The organism is Anoxybacter fermentans (assembly GCF_003991135.1).
Lineage (GTDB): Bacteria > Bacillota > Halanaerobiia > DY22613 > DY22613 > Anoxybacter > Anoxybacter fermentans.
Genome location: NZ_CP016379.1, coordinates 2,362,354 through 2,379,203 on the forward strand (window position 1 = coordinate 2,362,354; position 16,850 = coordinate 2,379,203).

Annotated in this window: 18 protein-coding genes and 2 tRNA genes; 11 read left to right on the plus strand and 9 right to left on the minus strand. The window is 34.1% G+C overall.

What is annotated here, in order from left to right; genetic code table 11:
* The first annotated feature begins 146 nt into the window (after positions 1 to 146).
* Positions 147 to 1,340, plus strand: a complete 1,194-nt coding sequence (locus BBF96_RS10675; RefSeq protein ID WP_127017137.1) for an S-layer homology domain-containing protein — start codon at positions 147 to 149, stop codon at positions 1,338 to 1,340.
* Positions 1,341 to 1,480: 140 nt separating this feature from the next.
* Here the strand turns inward: BBF96_RS10675 and BBF96_RS10680 are convergent, their stop codons facing one another.
* Together BBF96_RS10680 and BBF96_RS10685 are read right to left on the minus strand one after the other, a co-directional pair.
* Positions 1,481 to 2,374 carry a L,D-transpeptidase gene (locus BBF96_RS10680; RefSeq protein ID WP_127017138.1) on the minus strand — a complete coding sequence of 298 codons (894 nt, stop codon included), beginning with the start codon at positions 2,372 to 2,374 and terminating at the stop codon, positions 1,481 to 1,483.
* A 76-nt stretch (positions 2,375 to 2,450) separates the two neighbouring features.
* On the minus strand, positions 2,451 to 3,605 hold the full coding sequence (locus tag BBF96_RS10685) for a L,D-transpeptidase family protein (protein ID WP_127017139.1): 1,155 nt from the start codon (positions 3,603 to 3,605) through the stop codon (positions 2,451 to 2,453).
* A gap of 159 nt (positions 3,606 to 3,764) precedes the next feature.
* Here BBF96_RS10685 and BBF96_RS10690 point away from each other — a divergent pair, with 159 nt between their 5' ends.
* The 3 genes from BBF96_RS10690 (at position 3,765) to BBF96_RS10700 (ending at position 4,394) form a co-directional block, all read left to right on the plus strand.
* Positions 3,765 to 4,019, plus strand: a complete 255-nt coding sequence (locus BBF96_RS10690) for a hypothetical protein (RefSeq protein WP_127017140.1) — start codon at positions 3,765 to 3,767, stop codon at positions 4,017 to 4,019.
* 193 nt (positions 4,020 to 4,212) lie between these two features.
* Positions 4,213 to 4,301: transfer RNA gene (locus BBF96_RS10695), tRNA-Leu, on the plus strand.
* Positions 4,302 to 4,306: 5 nt separating this feature from the next.
* Positions 4,307 to 4,394 (plus strand) — tRNA-Leu (locus BBF96_RS10700).
* Between the two features lie 173 nt (positions 4,395 to 4,567).
* Here BBF96_RS10700 and BBF96_RS10705 read toward each other — a convergent pair.
* Positions 4,568 to 4,777 carry a hypothetical protein gene (locus BBF96_RS10705; protein WP_127017141.1) on the minus strand — a complete coding sequence of 70 codons (210 nt, stop codon included), beginning with the start codon at positions 4,775 to 4,777 and terminating at the stop codon, positions 4,568 to 4,570.
* Between the two features lie 329 nt (positions 4,778 to 5,106).
* On the opposite strand from BBF96_RS10705, the gene BBF96_RS10710 reads away from it, so the two are divergent.
* Positions 5,107 to 5,646: a helix-turn-helix domain-containing protein gene (locus tag BBF96_RS10710; protein ID WP_127017142.1), complete on the plus strand. Its 540-nt coding sequence runs from the start codon at positions 5,107 to 5,109 to the stop codon at positions 5,644 to 5,646.
* A gap of 34 nt (positions 5,647 to 5,680) precedes the next feature.
* On the opposite strand, the gene BBF96_RS16455 is transcribed toward BBF96_RS10710, so the two are convergent.
* A complete protein-coding gene (locus BBF96_RS16455) occupies positions 5,681 to 5,851 on the minus strand; it encodes a hypothetical protein (protein ID WP_164731018.1) in 171 nt (56 codons plus the stop codon).
* Positions 5,848 to 6,762 (minus strand): tetratricopeptide repeat protein, encoded by a 915-nt coding sequence (locus BBF96_RS10715; protein ID WP_164731019.1) that lies wholly within the window; start codon positions 6,760 to 6,762, stop codon positions 5,848 to 5,850. The genes BBF96_RS16455 and BBF96_RS10715 overlap by 4 nt, the downstream gene beginning before the upstream one ends.
* Positions 6,763 to 7,074: 312 nt before the next feature.
* Between BBF96_RS10715 and BBF96_RS10720 the strand changes: the two genes are divergently transcribed.
* From BBF96_RS10720 to BBF96_RS10745, 6 genes are all read left to right on the plus strand, one after another.
* Positions 7,075 to 7,617 (plus strand): helix-turn-helix domain-containing protein, encoded by a 543-nt coding sequence (locus BBF96_RS10720; protein ID WP_127017144.1) that lies wholly within the window; start codon positions 7,075 to 7,077, stop codon positions 7,615 to 7,617.
* A 161-nt stretch (positions 7,618 to 7,778) separates the two neighbouring features.
* A complete protein-coding gene (locus BBF96_RS10725) occupies positions 7,779 to 7,970 on the plus strand; it encodes an FmdB family zinc ribbon protein (protein ID WP_127017145.1) in 192 nt (63 codons plus the stop codon).
* A gap of 298 nt (positions 7,971 to 8,268) precedes the next feature.
* Entirely contained in the window at positions 8,269 to 9,342 is a 1,074-nt protein-coding gene (locus tag BBF96_RS10730) for an HD-GYP domain-containing protein (RefSeq protein ID WP_164731020.1), read from the plus strand.
* Between the two features lie 322 nt (positions 9,343 to 9,664).
* Positions 9,665 to 10,858, plus strand: a complete 1,194-nt coding sequence (locus BBF96_RS10735; protein ID WP_127017147.1) for a M20 family metallopeptidase — start codon at positions 9,665 to 9,667, stop codon at positions 10,856 to 10,858.
* A gap of 147 nt (positions 10,859 to 11,005) precedes the next feature.
* On the plus strand, positions 11,006 to 11,227 hold the full coding sequence (locus BBF96_RS10740) for a NifU family protein (protein ID WP_127017148.1): 222 nt from the start codon (positions 11,006 to 11,008) through the stop codon (positions 11,225 to 11,227).
* 692 nt (positions 11,228 to 11,919) lie between these two features.
* The gene (locus BBF96_RS10745; RefSeq protein WP_127017149.1) at positions 11,920 to 12,441 is read left to right on the plus strand and encodes a helix-turn-helix domain-containing protein; all 522 of its coding nucleotides are present in this window, start codon (positions 11,920 to 11,922) and stop codon (positions 12,439 to 12,441) included.
* A gap of 59 nt (positions 12,442 to 12,500) precedes the next feature.
* On the opposite strand, the gene BBF96_RS10750 is transcribed toward BBF96_RS10745, so the two are convergent.
* From BBF96_RS10750 to BBF96_RS10765, 4 genes are all read right to left on the minus strand, one after another.
* Positions 12,501 to 13,700: a glycosyltransferase family protein gene (locus BBF96_RS10750; protein WP_127017150.1), complete on the minus strand. Its 1,200-nt coding sequence runs from the start codon at positions 13,698 to 13,700 to the stop codon at positions 12,501 to 12,503.
* Positions 13,701 to 13,768: 68 nt separating this feature from the next.
* Positions 13,769 to 14,611: a carbohydrate ABC transporter permease gene (locus tag BBF96_RS10755; RefSeq protein WP_127017151.1), complete on the minus strand. Its 843-nt coding sequence runs from the start codon at positions 14,609 to 14,611 to the stop codon at positions 13,769 to 13,771.
* Positions 14,605 to 15,462 (minus strand): carbohydrate ABC transporter permease, encoded by an 858-nt coding sequence (locus tag BBF96_RS10760; RefSeq protein ID WP_127017152.1) that lies wholly within the window; start codon positions 15,460 to 15,462, stop codon positions 14,605 to 14,607. The genes BBF96_RS10755 and BBF96_RS10760 overlap by 7 nt, the downstream gene beginning before the upstream one ends.
* 63 nt (positions 15,463 to 15,525) lie before the next feature.
* A complete protein-coding gene (locus BBF96_RS10765) occupies positions 15,526 to 16,845 on the minus strand; it encodes an ABC transporter substrate-binding protein (RefSeq protein ID WP_127017153.1) in 1,320 nt (439 codons plus the stop codon).
* Between the last annotated feature and the right edge of the window lie 5 nt (positions 16,846 to 16,850).

The following is a 16,850-nucleotide window of genomic DNA, read 5'->3' on the forward strand; positions in this document are numbered from 1 at the left end:
AATTTATTTCCTAAATAACCATAATTTACATCTACAGATTTTATGGAATTTTGCAAACAAATATGATATTATTTAGTATAGCCATGTTCCAGAGTTAAAGTTGAGGAGGTCATACCCCAATCATTATAGAGAAAGGAGCATCTGCCTTGAAGAAAATCGCAACACTATTCCTACTAAGTGTTGTACTCGTCTTTGTAATTACTTCCACAACACTGGCTAATCCGTCTGATATCAAAGGGCATTGGGCAGAAGATTATATTACAAGCTTATTGGATCAAAATATAATGAAGGTTTACGATGATGGGAAATTTAAACCGAACCAGCCCATCACCAGAGCAGAATTTGCAGAAGCTCTGGCCAGATCTCTTTACCTGGACCAAATGTATACCACAGAATTAACTGATATTGATTCCCATCCTGCCAGAGGTTATATTGCTGCTCTGGTAAACGAAGGAATTGTAACCGGTTTTCCTGATAAGACATTCCGCCCTGAAGAAAAACTGACCAGAGCACAGGTAGTTACTATGCTAATTCGGGCATTGGGACTTGAAGAAAAGCAGAATCAGATTAATATGTCTCACTTTCAATCCTATCTGGATATGAGTGAAGACCATTGGGCAAATATATATGTTAAACTGGCAACTGAGCTGGATATTCTGAACGGTTACCCTGATGGTACCTTCCGCCCCAATGAATTGACTACCCGGGCTCAGGCTGCCAAGATGCTTAAAATTTTTAAAAACTACAAGACTATGACAGGTTTTGTTGCCGAGGTTTATCCAGCATCCAATAAATTGGCTATCACCAGTTTGAATGGTGAACGTATTGTTCTAAGTCTTTCTGATACTGCTCTGATTGGGCGAAATAACCGTCTTGTTCCAATTACCGAATTTTTAAAAACAGATAGAGTTTTTATCATTACTGATGAAAGTAATCAGGCACGCTATGTAAAAGCATACGGCCTGATTACTAAAGCTGACTTAACCGAAAAGGTAAGTCAAATGACAGATTATATTCTGGAACCATTTGAAGTTGAAGCTATTGCCAAGGGTGATTTCAATGCCATCAAACCTAAACTAATAAACCAAATCAGGACTCGGCTTTTAGATTCAGGATTGACTCCTGATGAAGTTGAAGCTATATTGAATACAGATTGGAACACTCTTGAAGAATACGGTAAAATTCGCTTAAGTGAAGCCATTTCTTTAGAAACCGGTCTACCTCTGGACATGGTGAAAGCCATCATGGAACAGGACTGGGAAAAAGTAAAAGCTTTAGCTAAAGTTGAAGTCATTCACAGACTCGTTCAAGAAATGATGCGTTATGACCTCCTCTCATAACCGGTTTTTTCTAAAGAAGCTCACCAAACTTTCAGGTGGGCTTCTTTTTTATTTTAAACATTTGAACTCCTCCTTAAATTTATATTCCAAATTCAGTACTCTCATCTCTCTTCTTTAATTCAGTATTTCACCAAAAAATATTATTCTCCTCTGACTTTGAAGTCATTTTTGGAGTAAATTTGAATCAATTCCTTGTTATGGCTAATTATCCGGTGATTTATAAGTTTTGACTCCAATTCATCCAGAGTAATATAACGTTCTTTATTCTTAAGAAAAATTTTTAACTCTTTTTCCTTTTGCATAAGTTTTGGTATCGCTCTAGGATCAATGTAAATAACATTCCCAAACCTGAATCCGATATTCTTATAGAAATAATTTTGATAGATAAAGGAAACCTTATGTGGAACTGGATAGATTCCTGCTTCTTTAGTTTTTAAGAGATAAATTAAATATGGTATAAATATCTTATCTTTGATTTCCTTATCCTTTATGAGATTAAGAAATGTGAAAATATTGTTTGTTCCATATCCGTAAATATCTTCAAGGAGACGAAATTTAAGATCCTCTCCCTCTTTTATAAGAAAAATCGTCTGGTAATATATCTTTACCCTGGTCCCTTTTTCAACCAGATGATAAATCAATTCTATATCATTATTATACATCCTGATACACCCTAAAGAAACGGAGCTTCCGATTGAGGTAGAATTAATATTTCCATGAATTCCATATCCTTTTTTGCTCAATCCCAACCAGTAACTTCCCAAAGGATTAGTTTGTCCAGGCGGAATAGGTTCTCTATTTTTTGGATACCAGGTAGGGTCCTTTATTTTATTTATAATTATAAACTCTCCAATCGGGGTCTCATGGCCTGGACGTCCAACTCCAACCGGTGCTTCATATATAATCTCTTCTGATTGATATACTCGCAAAATAAACTCAGGAATATTGATTCGGATTTCTAACTCTGGTGAATTGGCAATTCCAATTGGACAAAAAAAAATCAAAAACAGAATAAAAAAGACCAGCCTTCTCATAAAAATCCTCTCCAACTAATGTAATTATATATATATAATATTTTAATCTAATAACGAAAAAAATATCACATCAAAACTACTGAAAGAGGTAAAAACCCAATTTTTGGAGAGTTGACCAACCCACTTCTCCATCTGCTGGCAAGCCATAATCTTTTTGAAATCTCTGGACAGCTTTTTTAGTTCTATAACCAAATATTCCATCAGGACGCCATTTATAGTAACCCAATTCTCTTAAACGATTTTGTACCATCCAGACATCTGAACCCCTATCTCCATCATTAATGGTCCGCCAGGGTAGGTTATAGGGAAAATTACCTCCAACTACAAAAACCCGGGTTCCCCAGGTTACCCATTTATAAAGGGTCTCTATATCCCGATTGAACATTCTAAAACAGCCATGACTTGCTGCTGTTCCAATAGACCAGGGCTTATTGGTTCCGTGAATTCCATATTTACCGTATGGAACATTAAGACCGAGCCAGTGCGTTCCAAATCCTCCGCCCCAACTATCTTTTGATATAATTTTCCAATTTCCGATGGGACTCGGAGTATCCCTTTTTCCAATGGCCACAGGAAATTTTGCAAATATTTTATTATCCTCAAAAACATACAGTGTTCTTTCATCCAGAACAATTAATATGCTCACCTTTCCTTCGGGTTTAGATTTCCCGACAACAGGAATGTTCTCTTCAATGTTCTCTTCATAGACCCGGGCCAGCAGGTTATAGTCATCTAAATCCATAATCCCCGTCGGTTTTAAGCCGTATCTTTTTTGCAATTTCTTAACAGCAGCCAATGTTTTCGGACCATAGATTCCGTCAATAGCACCGTAATAAAAATCAAGCTTTTTTAAAATTGCCTGAACACCTTTAACATCATCATTACGCAGCATTGGTTCAGAATATTTAAGCACCGGATAATTCTCTAATTCACCTTTAATCCATTCTTGACCATTCTCGATCATATGTTTTAAGAGAAATAAATCTTTACTGGCTTTTATTATATCCTCAAGATTTGCGGCTGGCTCTAATGATAGATTTTGATTCTGTTTTTTAAATTGAATATCCATCTGATCAATTGCAGATTCTTCAATTATTTTATTTCGATTCTTTTGATCATCGGAAACGAGCGGTTTCTTGTCCAGATAAAAAATATAAGTAAAAGTAAAAGTTAAAATAAAAATAAATACAAAAATCAATACAATCCACTTCTTGAATTTAATGGTTTTCATCTTATTCCCCCTTTTTTTAAAAAACGTACTCTAAACTAGTTTTACACTTCATAAAAGAAGTATTCATCACATTAACTGTCAAAATAGCATAGGCAGTTCTTTGGTAAACTAACGGTAAAGAAAAACTTAAGGTAGCGGTAAAACAAGGGAGGTGAATTAATGAAAGATGAACAGGATTTTTTAAAACAACAATATAAAGAGGCCATTCGTACTGTAGAAGAAATCTCTAAGGAGCGCAAATTAAAAGGTAATGCCAATGTCACCGCTGGTCGATATGGTGAACTGGTGGCCAACATGATAAAATATGCTGAATCGAAAATGGCTCTGGAAATGATGGAAAAGCGGAAACTCCCCACTCATAAACATCTGGAACTGGAAAGTTTACGCGGCCAAAATGTTATCAATCCAACTTAAAAAACCCTCTCCCCTTTTGTAATACTATCCCTGCAAAATAATTTAACCCTTCCTGATTCAGGAAGGGTATTTTCTCCTTTTAGGAACTAATCAGGTATAGATGTAGCCTAAAATTTGCAATAAAAATTTTTAAAAAAACCTTGCATTTCGAACACAAATATGTTAATATAATAAGCGAGCCGTACGGAAAGATGCCGAAGTGGTGGAATTGGCAGACGCGCCGGACTCAAAATCCGGTCTGGGTTAAACCAGGTGTGGGTTCGAATCCCACCTTCGGCACCATACTTGCAGAAGTGGTGGAATGGCAGACACGCTAGCTTGAGGGGCTAGTGGGCGCTTAAGCCCGTGCGGGTTCAAATCCCGCCTTCTGCACCAATTTTGTAAATTATACCTTTGTGGCTTAACCACAAAGGTTTTTTTATTTTATTCCAATAAAAAATCGTCCATTGAAAAATGGACGAACAATTTTTATTTTAATAACCATTAGTATATTGAAACAATATTATGATTATACTGCAAAAAAGTATAATTTCTTAAACATATACAAATTACCTTAGAATAATATAATCTTTAAAATTCAACTTCTCCCTCTCACAAAATTTCATCAATTCACTTATAAATTTTACACCAATACCTCGCTGCCCACGCATTACTCTATATACATATGAATAATCAAGATTAAGATTCCTGGCAAAGATGACCTCATTCCACCCCCGTTCTTTTATCAATTCCTTGATCTTATTAATATCTAGCTTCATAAATCGCCCCCCTACAAAGATAATTTACTATTTGTAATTTCTTTTACTATTTATTCTTTCCTTGACTGACCAAACCACCATCAACTTAATTACCCAATGTTGTTGAAAAAACAAAGATTGATAGGATATAGAAGGCCCCGGGTCTGGCAATTAGGGGTCATGAGGAGGGCCCGGGGTTTGATAATTTTTATATTAGTAAATATTATTTACATATTGTGTTTTTATTGTAACACTATCTGGATAATTTGTCAAGGAAAATTTACATATTTTATATTTTTATTGACATTAATTTAATATTACTATATAATTAATTAAGGGTGACTTGAGCAATGGATTTCAACAATTTTGAGAATAAAAAAATACTAATGGGAAAGCGTCTGGCCGCTCTTTTAAAAGAACATGATCTGAAGAACAAAGATCTTGCAGAAATACTTAATGTATCAGAATCCTATATTTCAGCATGGAAAAATGGTCATCGTTTAATCCCTACCCTATATGTACATAAAATTAGTGAATACTTCGGTGTACCAGTCTCTTATATAATGGGGGAAGATATTGAAGATCATTGTCAAAAAGCAGGAAAGAAAATTGCTCAGGCCAGAAAATTAAAAGGTATGCAATATATTGACCTGGCAAAAAGGACAGGAATTGCACCAATCAGGTTATCACAGATTGAGAGAGGAATTATAAAAGCTAAAGCTGAAGAACTTGAAAAAATAGCCAAAGAATTAAATCTAACTGTCGATGAATTAACCATTGATTTTGAAAGTTGTATTGAGAAAATAAAAAAACTCTGTTTAAAGATGGGTGTTTCTGACGAGAGTATTGAAGCTATTATTCAGCAAATTAAATATGATTTGAGGAAGTAAAAAAAAACCACCCCTAACAGGTGGATGTGTATCTCTATGAATCTCCAGGCCAGGTTGGACCATTTAAAATATTTTTTTCAGAATAACTCAGTTCACTAATCATTTGTGAATTGTTATTTATAATATCAGTTGACCAGAAAGAGAAATTTATTATTCCGAATACTCCAATAAGTATAATTAAAAATAACAATATATATTTTTTCATATTTCCTTAACCTCCTCCATCATTGAACTTACATAAAGATCATGTTCAGCTTTATATTTTGCTGCTCTTTCAATATCTGTCTCCAAATCCCCCAATATATACGCTACCTCTGCTAATTCAAGAAGTAAATCCTTTTCTTTAAAAATTGACCTTGCCTGTTTAAGATAAAAATAAGCTTTATGATAATCCCCCTGTTCTTTGTAACATATGCCCCGTACCTTTAAATTTTCTCCTAATTCAATCTCATGATTTCCCTCTAAAATTATCTTATATGATTCATCCAGTCGTTCATGTGCCTCCTTAAAATTACCGACCTTTACTAATGACAAAGCTATACCATTTAATGAACAGGATTTCAATTGTCCTTCAAACACATCTATTGCTTTTTGATAAAATTCTATTGCTCTATAATGATCATTTAAAGCCTGATAAACTTCTGCAATACTATTGTTCAATTTTGCTATATCAATTAAAGATAATCCTCTAACATTTGCTTCTTCAAATTCCTTTAATGCTTTTTCAAGAAATTTTTTGTTATCATTCATTTTCCCTATTCTACTATAAATTATACCTCTCCCCAAATGTCCCGCATATACCCACTGCGGATTATTCATCTGAATTAATTCATTATAACAGGAAATAGCTTGTTTATTCTTCCCCATCTTCCCATAGCTATTTCCTAAAAATTGAGTCAATTCAGCATAATTATCTCCCTCATTAATAGTTCTTGCCCACTTCAGTTTTATTATCGCTCTTTCCAATAAATTTAATTGATAATATGATAACGCTATTAACTTTGCCGCTTCAGGATTTTGCGTTTTAGCAAATGCAATAATCGAATTTTCAAGGGAATCATAATAATTCCTGGCTTCAAAAGCTTCTTTAGCTAAAACCAGTTCATCACTACACATCTTCCAGTCCTCCCATTCCATTCTACCCCTTTTTTAAATTATACCTTCCCTTTCCATATAATATCATAATTATTGTATGATGTCAATAAATTTTGCTTCTGTATTAATTTGTTAATATTTATAAAGTTAATTATTCATTTAGTTTTATTGCTATTTTATGATTAATTTATACTATATTATGTAAAATATTACAAAAATCATTTACATAAAATATTATACAACTAGACTTTAAATTAATATATGTTAAATTTTTATTGACCCTGGTTAAAAAGTTTTATATAATTTACATATAGAGAAGGAGGCTTTAAACAAATGGATTATGACAATCTTAAAGATAAGAAAAAACTAATGGGAGAACGGCTTGCTTTTCTCTTAAAAGAGCATAATATAAAAAATAAAGAATTGGCAAAAATACTCAACGTATCAGAATCCTATATTTCAGCATGGAAAAATGGTCATCGTTTAATCCCTACCCTATATATACATAAAATTAGTGAATACTTCGGTGTACCAGTCTCCTATCTAATGGGAGAAGATATTGAAAACCATTGGCAAAAAATTGGAAAGAAAATCGCTAAGGCCAGAAAATTAAAGAATATGCAATATATTGACCTGGCAAAAAAGACTGGAATTGCACCAATCAGGTTATCACAGATTGAAAGGGGAATTATAAAAGCTAAAGCTGAAGAACTTGAAAAAATCGCCGAAGAGTTAAATTTAACTGTTGATGAATTAACCATCGATTTTGAAAGTTGCATTGAAGAAATAAAAAAACTCTGTGTAAAAATAGGAGTTTCTGATGAAAGTATCGAAGCTATTATTCAACAAATAAAATTTGATATAGAAATGTACTAATAAAAAAAGCCCCGGGTCATACTGTTAAAAAATTAGTAGCCAACAGAAAATTCTGTTGGCTAATTTATTTTATTCCCTTGACTTTATCACTCAAGTCTGTTAAAATTTAAGCAAGCCCCATATACCCCGGGATAGTATATTTTTGACTGGGAGGTGTTATCATGCCAATTTATGATTTTATCTGCACTGATTGTCAACATCAATTTTCAGTCCGGATATCCTATGCTGAAAAGAAAAATCTGGTCTGTCCCGAATGTAAATCTACCAATTTAAAAGAAGATTATAGCGGATATGGAACAAGTTTATCCTTCAAATCAACTAAAACTTCTAATGTCCATAGGCCTTTTACTTGAGCAGGTCCTTGTTAGAAAGGCTGGAAGCCTTTCAAATAATGCACAAAAACCCTGCAGTGGTTAGCTGCAGGGTTTAAAAATATCTTTGTTACCAGAATAAGGTATTATAGTTAATTTTAATAAATTCAACCCAAGACCGATACGATATGGATTAAAAATGGTTAAGCTAAACTTTCGATAATCTACACCTGCCTTAAAATTAAAACTTAAAACTAAAAATACCGATTCTAAGCAGGAACTTTCAAATCCTTAAAAAATAAATACTATATAGAGATTTTAAAATTCTGAGGTGAACATTATGACAGTGGTTCGATTTGAAAATTTAAAAGTTGGAATGTTAGTAGCAGAAGATATTTTTTCAACCTATGGTAGTATACTTGTTAATGCAGGTGACCGCCTGGATGAAAAAATGCTGGAAAAATTGAAATTACATAAAGTAGAGTATGTCAAAATTATCGATGAAGCTGATACAAACTCCTCTACTACAATTCAACAAGATCAGACTGTAAATCCAGAAGTTTTAGTTAAATTCACCGAGACCTATAATGAAAAAACTAATGAAGTGAAAAATGTTTTTAACCAGATTGTTAATCATGATTCAAATGTACATCTCGACAATAGTATCTCAGAAATTACCAATGATATAATAGGAACTATTGACAACCAGGAAGATATCTTGAAATATATTCACAAAATGAAGAAAACTACTCCTTCAATTTATACTCATAGTATTAATGTCTCTATTCTCTGCAACCTTTTTGCCACATTACTGGACTATCCTGAAAAGAAGAAAAATGAACTTACCCTGGCAGGGTTACTTCACGATATTGGTAAAGCCGAATTAGGAATCGATATTGAATACAACACCTTAAACATGGAAAGTCTGGAGCCTGGTATTTTAGAAGTTTATAAAAAACACTCTACTCTAAGTTACCGTATCTTGACCGAAAAAGGTTTACCAAAAAATATCTGCGTAGGTGTATTGATGCACCACGAAACCGAAAAGGGAACAGGTTTTCCGACTGGTGCTAAATGGAATCAAATCCATGAATTTGCCAAAATTATCGCTATTGCCAATTTTTATGACCATATGACCTTTTCTGGAAATACCCGAACAGATATTAATCCCTTTAAGGTCATCAAATTACTAGAAAGGATTAAATATGATAAATTTGATATTCAATTTGTTTCTATTTTCCTGAAAAGAATTGCCAGATATTATCAAAATGAATGGGTTGAATTAACTACGGGTGAAATCGGCCAAATTGTCTTTATTAACCCCAATGACCTGGCCCATCCAATTGTTAAAATTGAAAATGTACTAGTAGATTTATCTCAGGAAGATGGAGTTGATATTCAAAGAGTTTTATAAAACTTCAGACTGTTGAAAAAAGGTAGGTGCACATAACTTGCTCCCTCTTCCACTACCGGGCACTCCACCATCCTGGCTGCACGTCCTTAAAAGTCAAGGCTTCCGCCCTCCTTGCTTTAAGCCTTGACTTATACGCTTCAGAAATTATATTTAGTTTTTATAGCAGTGTATGGGCAAGTCTCTAAAAAAGAAAGGTTTGTTAACAAGTTCCTTTTTTATATTATTTCAACTGGAATCTAACTTTAAATGGTTTGAAAAATTTCTTTTGAAGCGAAAAATTAGCTTTTTGCAGTAAAATATTGTATAAAAAGGAGGAAATATCATGCCTCAGAATCTAGAAAAATTAAAAAATACCGTCTGCCACTGGATTGATAAATCATACGATAAATTCACCTCCCTTGCGAAAAAAATCTATGAAGAGCCCGAATTGGGCTTTGAGGAAGTAAAAGCAGCTCAATGGTTAACTGAGATCTTGGAGAAATATGGATATATTATAGAAATGGGAATTGCTGATCTAAAAACAGCATTTCGTGCCACTTTGCCCGGGAGTTCAAATAAGCCAAAAATAGCCCTTATCTGCGAATATGATGCTCTTCCTGAAATCGGACACGGATGTGGTCATAACCTTATAGCTACTGCTAGTGTTTGGGCAGGTGCTGCTCTATCCCAACTCGATATAGAACTACCAGGAACTATCTTAATTTTTGGTACTCCCGGTGAAGAAACTGGTGGCGGCAAAGTTATACTCGTAGATAAACATTACTTTGACGATATCGATGCAGCCATGATGTTTCATCCAAGTACCGAAAATCGAATTCTTTCCAGTTCCCTGGCTATTGACGCCCTGGAAGTTACCTTTTTTGGTAAGACAGCCCATGCTGCTGGAGCACCACATCTGGGAATCAACGCCCTGGACGCAGTTATTCAAACTTTCAATGGAATTAATGCTCTCAGGCAGCACTTAAAAGACGATGTCCGGATTCACGGTATTATCACCGATGGTGGAAAAGCCCCCAATATAGTTCCAGACCGGGCCCAGGCCAGATTTTACTTAAGGGCAAAAGAAAGAAGCTATCTTGATGAGGTTGTGCAAAAATTTAAAAATATTTGCAAAGGTGCAGCCATGATGACTGGAGCTACCTTTGAAATCCGTAAATTCGAAAACTCTAATGACAACCTGATCTCTAATAAAGTAATCGGTAACTTTTTTGAAAAGAATTTGCGTACTTTAGGAATTACAGATATCCTGCCATTTCACGAAGGCAGCGGTTCAACTGATATGGGCAATGTAAGTCAAATAGTCCCTTCTATTCATCCGTATCTAGCTATCGGCAGCAAAAAGCTTAGAGGTCATTCGCGGGAATTTGCTGATGCTACTATATCCCCAGAGGGGCTCAATACTTTAAAAATTGCAGCTAAAGCTCTGGCTATGACTGTCCTCGATCTTCTTTATAATCCTGATCAATTAAAGAAAGCCAAAATGGAATTAGACGCCAAAATTTGTAGTGCTAAATAGCATAATATACACTCCTTTTTCTCTTTAAAACTTTTTCCTACAATAAAAGAAGGATTTTAAGAATGAATCTCGAACTTATTACAAAGACTAATATCATTGCCTGTAAGTATTAAATTTATTTTTATTATCAACAAAGGAGGTGCTATAATGAAAGAGAGAGTTCAGGAAGTTTTAAATAAAATTAGACCAGGTCTTCAGGCCGATGGCGGCGATGTAGAATTGATCGATGTTACAGAGGATGGTGTAGTTAAGGTAAGACTTCAGGGAGCATGTGGTGGCTGCCCCATGGCTCAGATGACATTAAAAAATGGAATTGAAAAAACTTTAAAGGAAGAAATTCCTGAGGTTAAACGGGTTGAAAACGTATAAATAATAAAAAACACCTTTGTAAATCTACTACTTTACAAAGGTGTTTTTTATTTAAGATTTTACTGCAAAAAGCCAATTTTTAGCTTCATAAAAAACTAACTTTTTGCAGTTTAATCATTTAAGCTATTTCACAAATATAAATCCCGAAAATATCAAAGATTTTCAGATTTTTGGATCCCACCAGGATTCAAAAAGATGAAAACTATAAAAACGGAGTGGCCAGTCAGGGAACTAACTTTAAAGAAAAGCGGAAAACTCCCAACTGACCACTCCACATTTATTAATAAAAGGCAAATGCGGGGATAGAATCTTCCTATGTGCATATTATAGCATTGTTTTGACTTAATGTCAACGTTTTTTATTAATGTTACATTCAATGTAATAAATTAAATCTTATATTTGACTATTACAAAAAATTACGATACAATAATAAAAAATAAATATATGATTAAACTGCAAAAAGCTAATTTTGAGCGCCATAGAAATTTTTCGTTAAACCATCTTAGTAAGATTTCAGTCGAAATAAGGCCTCATCACAGGATGTGATGAGCTAATCAAGGGCCAGGAGGGCTCATTGATTAGTATGCCTTATTTCGACTGAAATCGAACTTTAGATGGTTCGAAAAATTTCTCTCGAAGCGAAAAATTAGCTTTTTGCAGTAAAATTATATATAAGAAAGGGAGTTCTTAAAATGAAAGAGTTAAAAATATTAGGGCGAAACTTATATCATTTTAGAAAGAAAAACAATCTTTCATACCAGGCCATCGCCAATGCCCTTGGTTTATCTGCTGCTCATGTATGTCGTATCGAAAAAGGAACTGCTAAACCTTCCTTTGATGTAATGATAAATTTATCTCAACTGATGAATGTCCCTCTCTATTACCTTTTTCTAGATTTCGGTAATTGTGTAGATTTTACCAATTTCATCACATCAGTTAAAGATAAAATGAAAACTTTAAATTGGTCACTGGAAACTTTATCTAAAAAAACAGGAATAAATATTTTTAAAATGCTGGATATAATCCATGAAAAAATCCAACCCACCCAAGAAGAGATTACCGCTCTTGCTAATATTTTAGGACTACCTATTCCCGATATGCCTACAAATCAAAGATTAAGTTTACTGGAAAGAATTTTAGAAGATTTAGGCCTGGATAGGGCTCAAATTCGAAATATAATTGATTATGTGAAGTTAGTTATGAAAAAAGATTAAGATATTTTTCCATTCCCTCTACTAACTCAATCCTCTTTAATGGCAGAAATTAAAATATATCACTGCAGATAATTTTTTAGCTTACAATCATCTTTAATATTTTTCATCATATCTTTCCATAACAAACGAAATTCAAAATATTTAGGAACCAGTTCAACAGCTCTTCTTTTTGCCATTTTAACAAATTCCACAGCTTCTCTTCTGGCATCTTTTTTAACTAACATTTTCATTAATTTTTCCTCTGCATCCTTGTAAAGTTTATTGTCAAAAAAACTACCTGGATAAGGCATTAATTCCTCAATATCTATATTATTTAAGTCATCATGTTTTTTCACTTGCTCTAATTTTTCTTTTTCATAAACAAAACGCAAAATATCTTGTTTTAATTTAGACAAATTAAATCCATTATGAGCAGTATCATATGAAGGCGGTAAATGAACTACATTCAGTTCTTTATCTAAAAAGAAATACATCCCCTCCATCCTGGCATTTATCAAATAATCAATATCTTCTCCCCGTGTATTATAAGGATCAAAAGATACTTCTTCGAAAGTTGACCGGGGAATAACCATATTTCCTCCAAACACAACTGGACTTCTCACCAGACGATCTTCACACTTATCTAACATCTCAAATGTTAAGTCCATTAAATAATGCTTTTTATCAAATAAATTATCGCTGTAACTATGGTCATCAAGGTTTAAGCGGTGGTTACCTTTTTCATCTAAATAATAGCCAGCAACACCGGCTACTTTCACTCCCTTATATTCAGTTCCAACATATTCTATAGCTTTTTTAAGATAATCCTTATCAGTAATAATTTCATCATCATCAATGCCAACGACTACATCACTCTCTTTTAAATGTGAAACTATCAATTGCAAATTTCTTATATTATTATAGTTTTCTAAATTAATCTCATCTAAAATTTTGTCATATCCTAAATCCCATAATCTCTCTTTTAACCTGTCCAATTGAGTATAGGAGAATTGAATGATATCAAAATCATTTTTAAACCTATCAATAATCTCCTTAACTTTTTTTTCTACCTCAGCCCTAATCTGCTTATTTGTAGCAGCACTTATTACTACCACATCAAAATTGGGATAACTTAATTTCTTAAAACTTTCAAGGGTTCTAGCTAATGTTCCATCCATATCAAGTGGAGTAGGATGATCAAAAATAGATTCAACTTTTCTACCATTAACATTTGTAGGCCAGGTCCAATAAGTAGGAACAACAATAGTTACTTTTTTCATTTACTTCCCTCCTAGCTGATATTGTTTTCCAGCCACATTTATCTCTTTCTGCTTACTTATTTTACTTATCATCCTTTAACTCCACCAAATGTCAGTCCTCCGGTAATAAACCGCTCAATGGATAAAAACAGAACAATTACTGGAATAGCTGTTAATAAGGAAGCTGCCATCATCCGGCCCCAGATATAATGTTGGGTATAGAACAACTGACTTAATCCAATAGGTAATGTTCTTAGTGCCTCGGAATTGATAAAAACAGAAGCAAAAAGATACTCGTTCCAGGAAATCATAAAAGCATAGATGAAAACTGATACAATAGCTGGGGCAGACAAAGGCAATACTATTTTATAAATCACCTCTAAACGATTACATCCATCAATTAATGCTGCCTCCTCAATGGCTTCCGGTATGGTCCGGAAATAATTTCCCAGCATATATAGAGATACAGGTAAAGTCTGAACAACATATGTTATGATTAAAGCTGCTCTGGTATTAAACAAACCCAATTTAGTTATTATCTGAAATAATGGTACAACTAATAATACTCCGCCAAACATATAGACCAAAAGAACCCCTCTTTGAATAATTCCTCGTCCTTTATACTCCAGCCGGGCAAAACTATACGAACCGAAAATAGCAATTAAAACTCCAATCCCTGCAGATATTAAAGCTATAATTAAACTATTTTTAAAATAATTTAAAAAGGGAAAGACATTCGGGTTCAAAACACCTTTATAATGTTCTAAAGTTGGTTTTTTTGGTAATACTTTCGGCGGGAAAAGAGTCTGTTCAGCTGGAGGTTTAAAAGAAGATGTAATCATCATAATAAAAGGAATCAAAACAAAAGCCAATACCATAAATAATAAAACAGCAAAACCAATCTTTCTACCTATCACATTCCTTTTTACCATTTTAACACCTTCCTTACGTAATATAGAATGAAACTAAGAACAAAAATAAATAGAATTGTAGTAATGGCTGCCCCTTCACCAAAATTAAAATTAGAAAATGCTTTTTCATAAACATAAACAGGAACCGTCTCTACAGATGGGGATAAAAGATAAATCTCATCAAATTTATAAAAATTCCAGATTGTTCTTAAAATCACTAAAGCTCCCAGAACGTATCTTAATTCAGGCAAAGTAATATGGCGGAATTTATCCCAGGCAGTAGCTCCGTCAACCTCAGCAGCTTCATAAAGGGTAACCGGTATTGTTTGTAATTCAGCAAGAATCATCAAAAATGCAAAAGGGAAGTTACGCCATATATTAAACAAAATAACTGCATAAATAGCAAATTGAGGCGATTCAACCCAGTTTAAATGCTTAGGTAATAAATGTAATAAATCTACCAGTACATAATTGGCCATTCCAAAGACAGGGTGAAACAAATACTTCCAGCCAAAAACCAGAGAAATAACCGGAGCCACATAAGGAAGAAGAATAATCCCCCTAACAATAGCCCTTCCTTTAAACTCACGATTTAAAAGTAAAGCAACTCCTAATCCCAAAAGAGTAGTACCTAAAACAGTAGCCACTGTAAAAATTATTGAGGTTTTAAAAGACATCCAGAAATCTAAATCAGTTAATACTTTTTTATAATGACCTAACCCTATAAAAGTATTCGGTTTAAAGGGATTCATATTTACCTTATGTAAGCTTAACCAGAGATTATAACAAATAGGATAGAATATAAGTCCTACTATTAAAAGAACCGTTGGTAATATTAACCAATAACCTAAAATTGCTTCTTTTCTCTTCATAGACTCAGCCTCCTTTTGAAAACTCTCCCGCTGGTAAAAACCAGCGGGAGATAAACTAAATACTTACTGACGAACTGCCTGTTCCATCTCTTTTTGCGCCCATTTGGCTGCTTCTTCAGCACTCCAACCATTCTCTGTCATCTTCATAATCGCCTGTCCTATAATAAATTGGCTCGTTATTTTTCCAATCTCAGGGAAAACTTTTCCATTAACATATCCGAATTTACCTATATTATCCAATCCTGCTGCTATTTCAGCAGCCTTTTCTCCATAAACCTTTAACACAGGATTATCTAAATATCTTGGGTCCTGAGCAATAGAACGACGTACAGGGTTCATTCCTCCAGGAGCCATATGAAGGAATTTAATATAAGCAGTATCCGACATCAGATACTTAACAAACTTCTTAGCGGCTTCAACCTGTGCTTTTTTATTACCTCTAAGAATTCCTAAAGCAACGATTTGTCCATAAGTAGCAGGGGACTTATGAATCATTACATTAGCCAGAGCAGTTTTATCTACAAGATTCTCAACAATCGCTCCTTCATAACCAGTTCTACCAATACCAATATCATCCATAATATATGTGGAATACATCATCATTGGCACTCTACCCGATAAATATAGGTCCCTAGCATCACGCCAGCCATCGGGGCCAGGAGGGGTAAATTGAGCCAATTTTTTGTAAAAATCCAAAGTTTCAATCATCTCAGGAGAATTAAAAATTATATTACCATTTTCATCAAAGATACGGGCATTATTAGATAAAGCATACTGTGTAAAAGTCTGACGGGTATAGGAATCTTTACCTGTACCGATAACGATACCATATTTTTGTTCTTCAGGATTATAAAAGGCCTCAGCAGCTTTTAAAATATTTTCCCAGGTTATAGGAGGCTCTAAACCTTTCTCCTCAAATAAATCTGTTCTATACCAGATACCCTGAACCCAACCGTGCATAGGTACAGCATAATTACCGCCTTCAGGAGTCGCTACCATCCTGAGAGCACCTTTATAGAAGTCCTCACGGCCAAGTTCGTCAATAATCTGACCAGCAGCTTCAACGTCCATTAAACCTTCTGCACCCAAACGCAATATGTTCTCTGCACCCATTTCAACTACTTCAGGTAACATACCAGCAGCCATACCAGCAGCTAATTTGGTTGGAACATCATTTTCCTGAACCGCTACAACATTGACCTTGATATCAGGATTTAATTTCTCAAATTCTTTAACCAGGTCTTTGATAACTGCCATTCTTTCTTCTTCTGTTTCTGTGGTCCAGAACTCAATTTCAGTCTTTCCACCGGCCATAGCTACAAAAGGAACCAATAAAACCATTACCAACACACTGGCAATTACTATATTTAGTCTATACTTCATTTTTA

Bases quoted from the DNA above. Each gene is read 5' to 3' on its own strand.
- BBF96_RS10755 (WP_127017151.1), bottom strand. From the start codon at position 14,611: ATGGTAAAAAGGAATGTGATAGGTAGAAAGATTGGTTTTGCTGTTTTA.
- BBF96_RS10735 (WP_127017147.1), top strand. From the start codon at position 9,665: ATGCCTCAGAATCTAGAAAAATTAAAAAATACCGTCTGCCACTGGATT.
- BBF96_RS10730 (WP_164731020.1), top strand. From the start codon at position 8,269: ATGACAGTGGTTCGATTTGAAAATTTAAAAGTTGGAATGTTAGTAGCA.
- BBF96_RS10740 (WP_127017148.1), top strand. From the start codon at position 11,006: ATGAAAGAGAGAGTTCAGGAAGTTTTAAATAAAATTAGACCAGGTCTT.
- BBF96_RS10745 (WP_127017149.1), top strand. From the start codon at position 11,920: ATGAAAGAGTTAAAAATATTAGGGCGAAACTTATATCATTTTAGAAAG.
- BBF96_RS10725 (WP_127017145.1), top strand. From the start codon at position 7,779: ATGCCAATTTATGATTTTATCTGCACTGATTGTCAACATCAATTTTCA.
- BBF96_RS10680 (WP_127017138.1), bottom strand. From the start codon at position 2,374: ATGAGAAGGCTGGTCTTTTTTATTCTGTTTTTGATTTTTTTTTGTCCA.
- BBF96_RS10720 (WP_127017144.1), top strand. From the start codon at position 7,075: ATGGATTATGACAATCTTAAAGATAAGAAAAAACTAATGGGAGAACGG.
- BBF96_RS10765 (WP_127017153.1), bottom strand. From the start codon at position 16,845: ATGAAGTATAGACTAAATATAGTAATTGCCAGTGTGTTGGTAATGGTT.
- BBF96_RS10710 (WP_127017142.1), top strand. From the start codon at position 5,107: ATGGATTTCAACAATTTTGAGAATAAAAAAATACTAATGGGAAAGCGT.
- BBF96_RS16455 (WP_164731018.1), bottom strand. From the start codon at position 5,851: ATGAAAAAATATATATTGTTATTTTTAATTATACTTATTGGAGTATTC.
- BBF96_RS10690 (WP_127017140.1), top strand. From the start codon at position 3,765: ATGAAAGATGAACAGGATTTTTTAAAACAACAATATAAAGAGGCCATT.
- BBF96_RS10715 (WP_164731019.1), bottom strand. From the start codon at position 6,762: ATGTGTAGTGATGAACTGGTTTTAGCTAAAGAAGCTTTTGAAGCCAGG.
- BBF96_RS10760 (WP_127017152.1), bottom strand. From the start codon at position 15,462: ATGAAGAGAAAAGAAGCAATTTTAGGTTATTGGTTAATATTACCAACG.
- BBF96_RS10705 (WP_127017141.1), bottom strand. From the start codon at position 4,777: ATGAAGCTAGATATTAATAAGATCAAGGAATTGATAAAAGAACGGGGG.
- BBF96_RS10750 (WP_127017150.1), bottom strand. From the start codon at position 13,700: ATGAAAAAAGTAACTATTGTTGTTCCTACTTATTGGACCTGGCCTACA.
- BBF96_RS10685 (WP_127017139.1), bottom strand. From the start codon at position 3,605: ATGAAAACCATTAAATTCAAGAAGTGGATTGTATTGATTTTTGTATTT.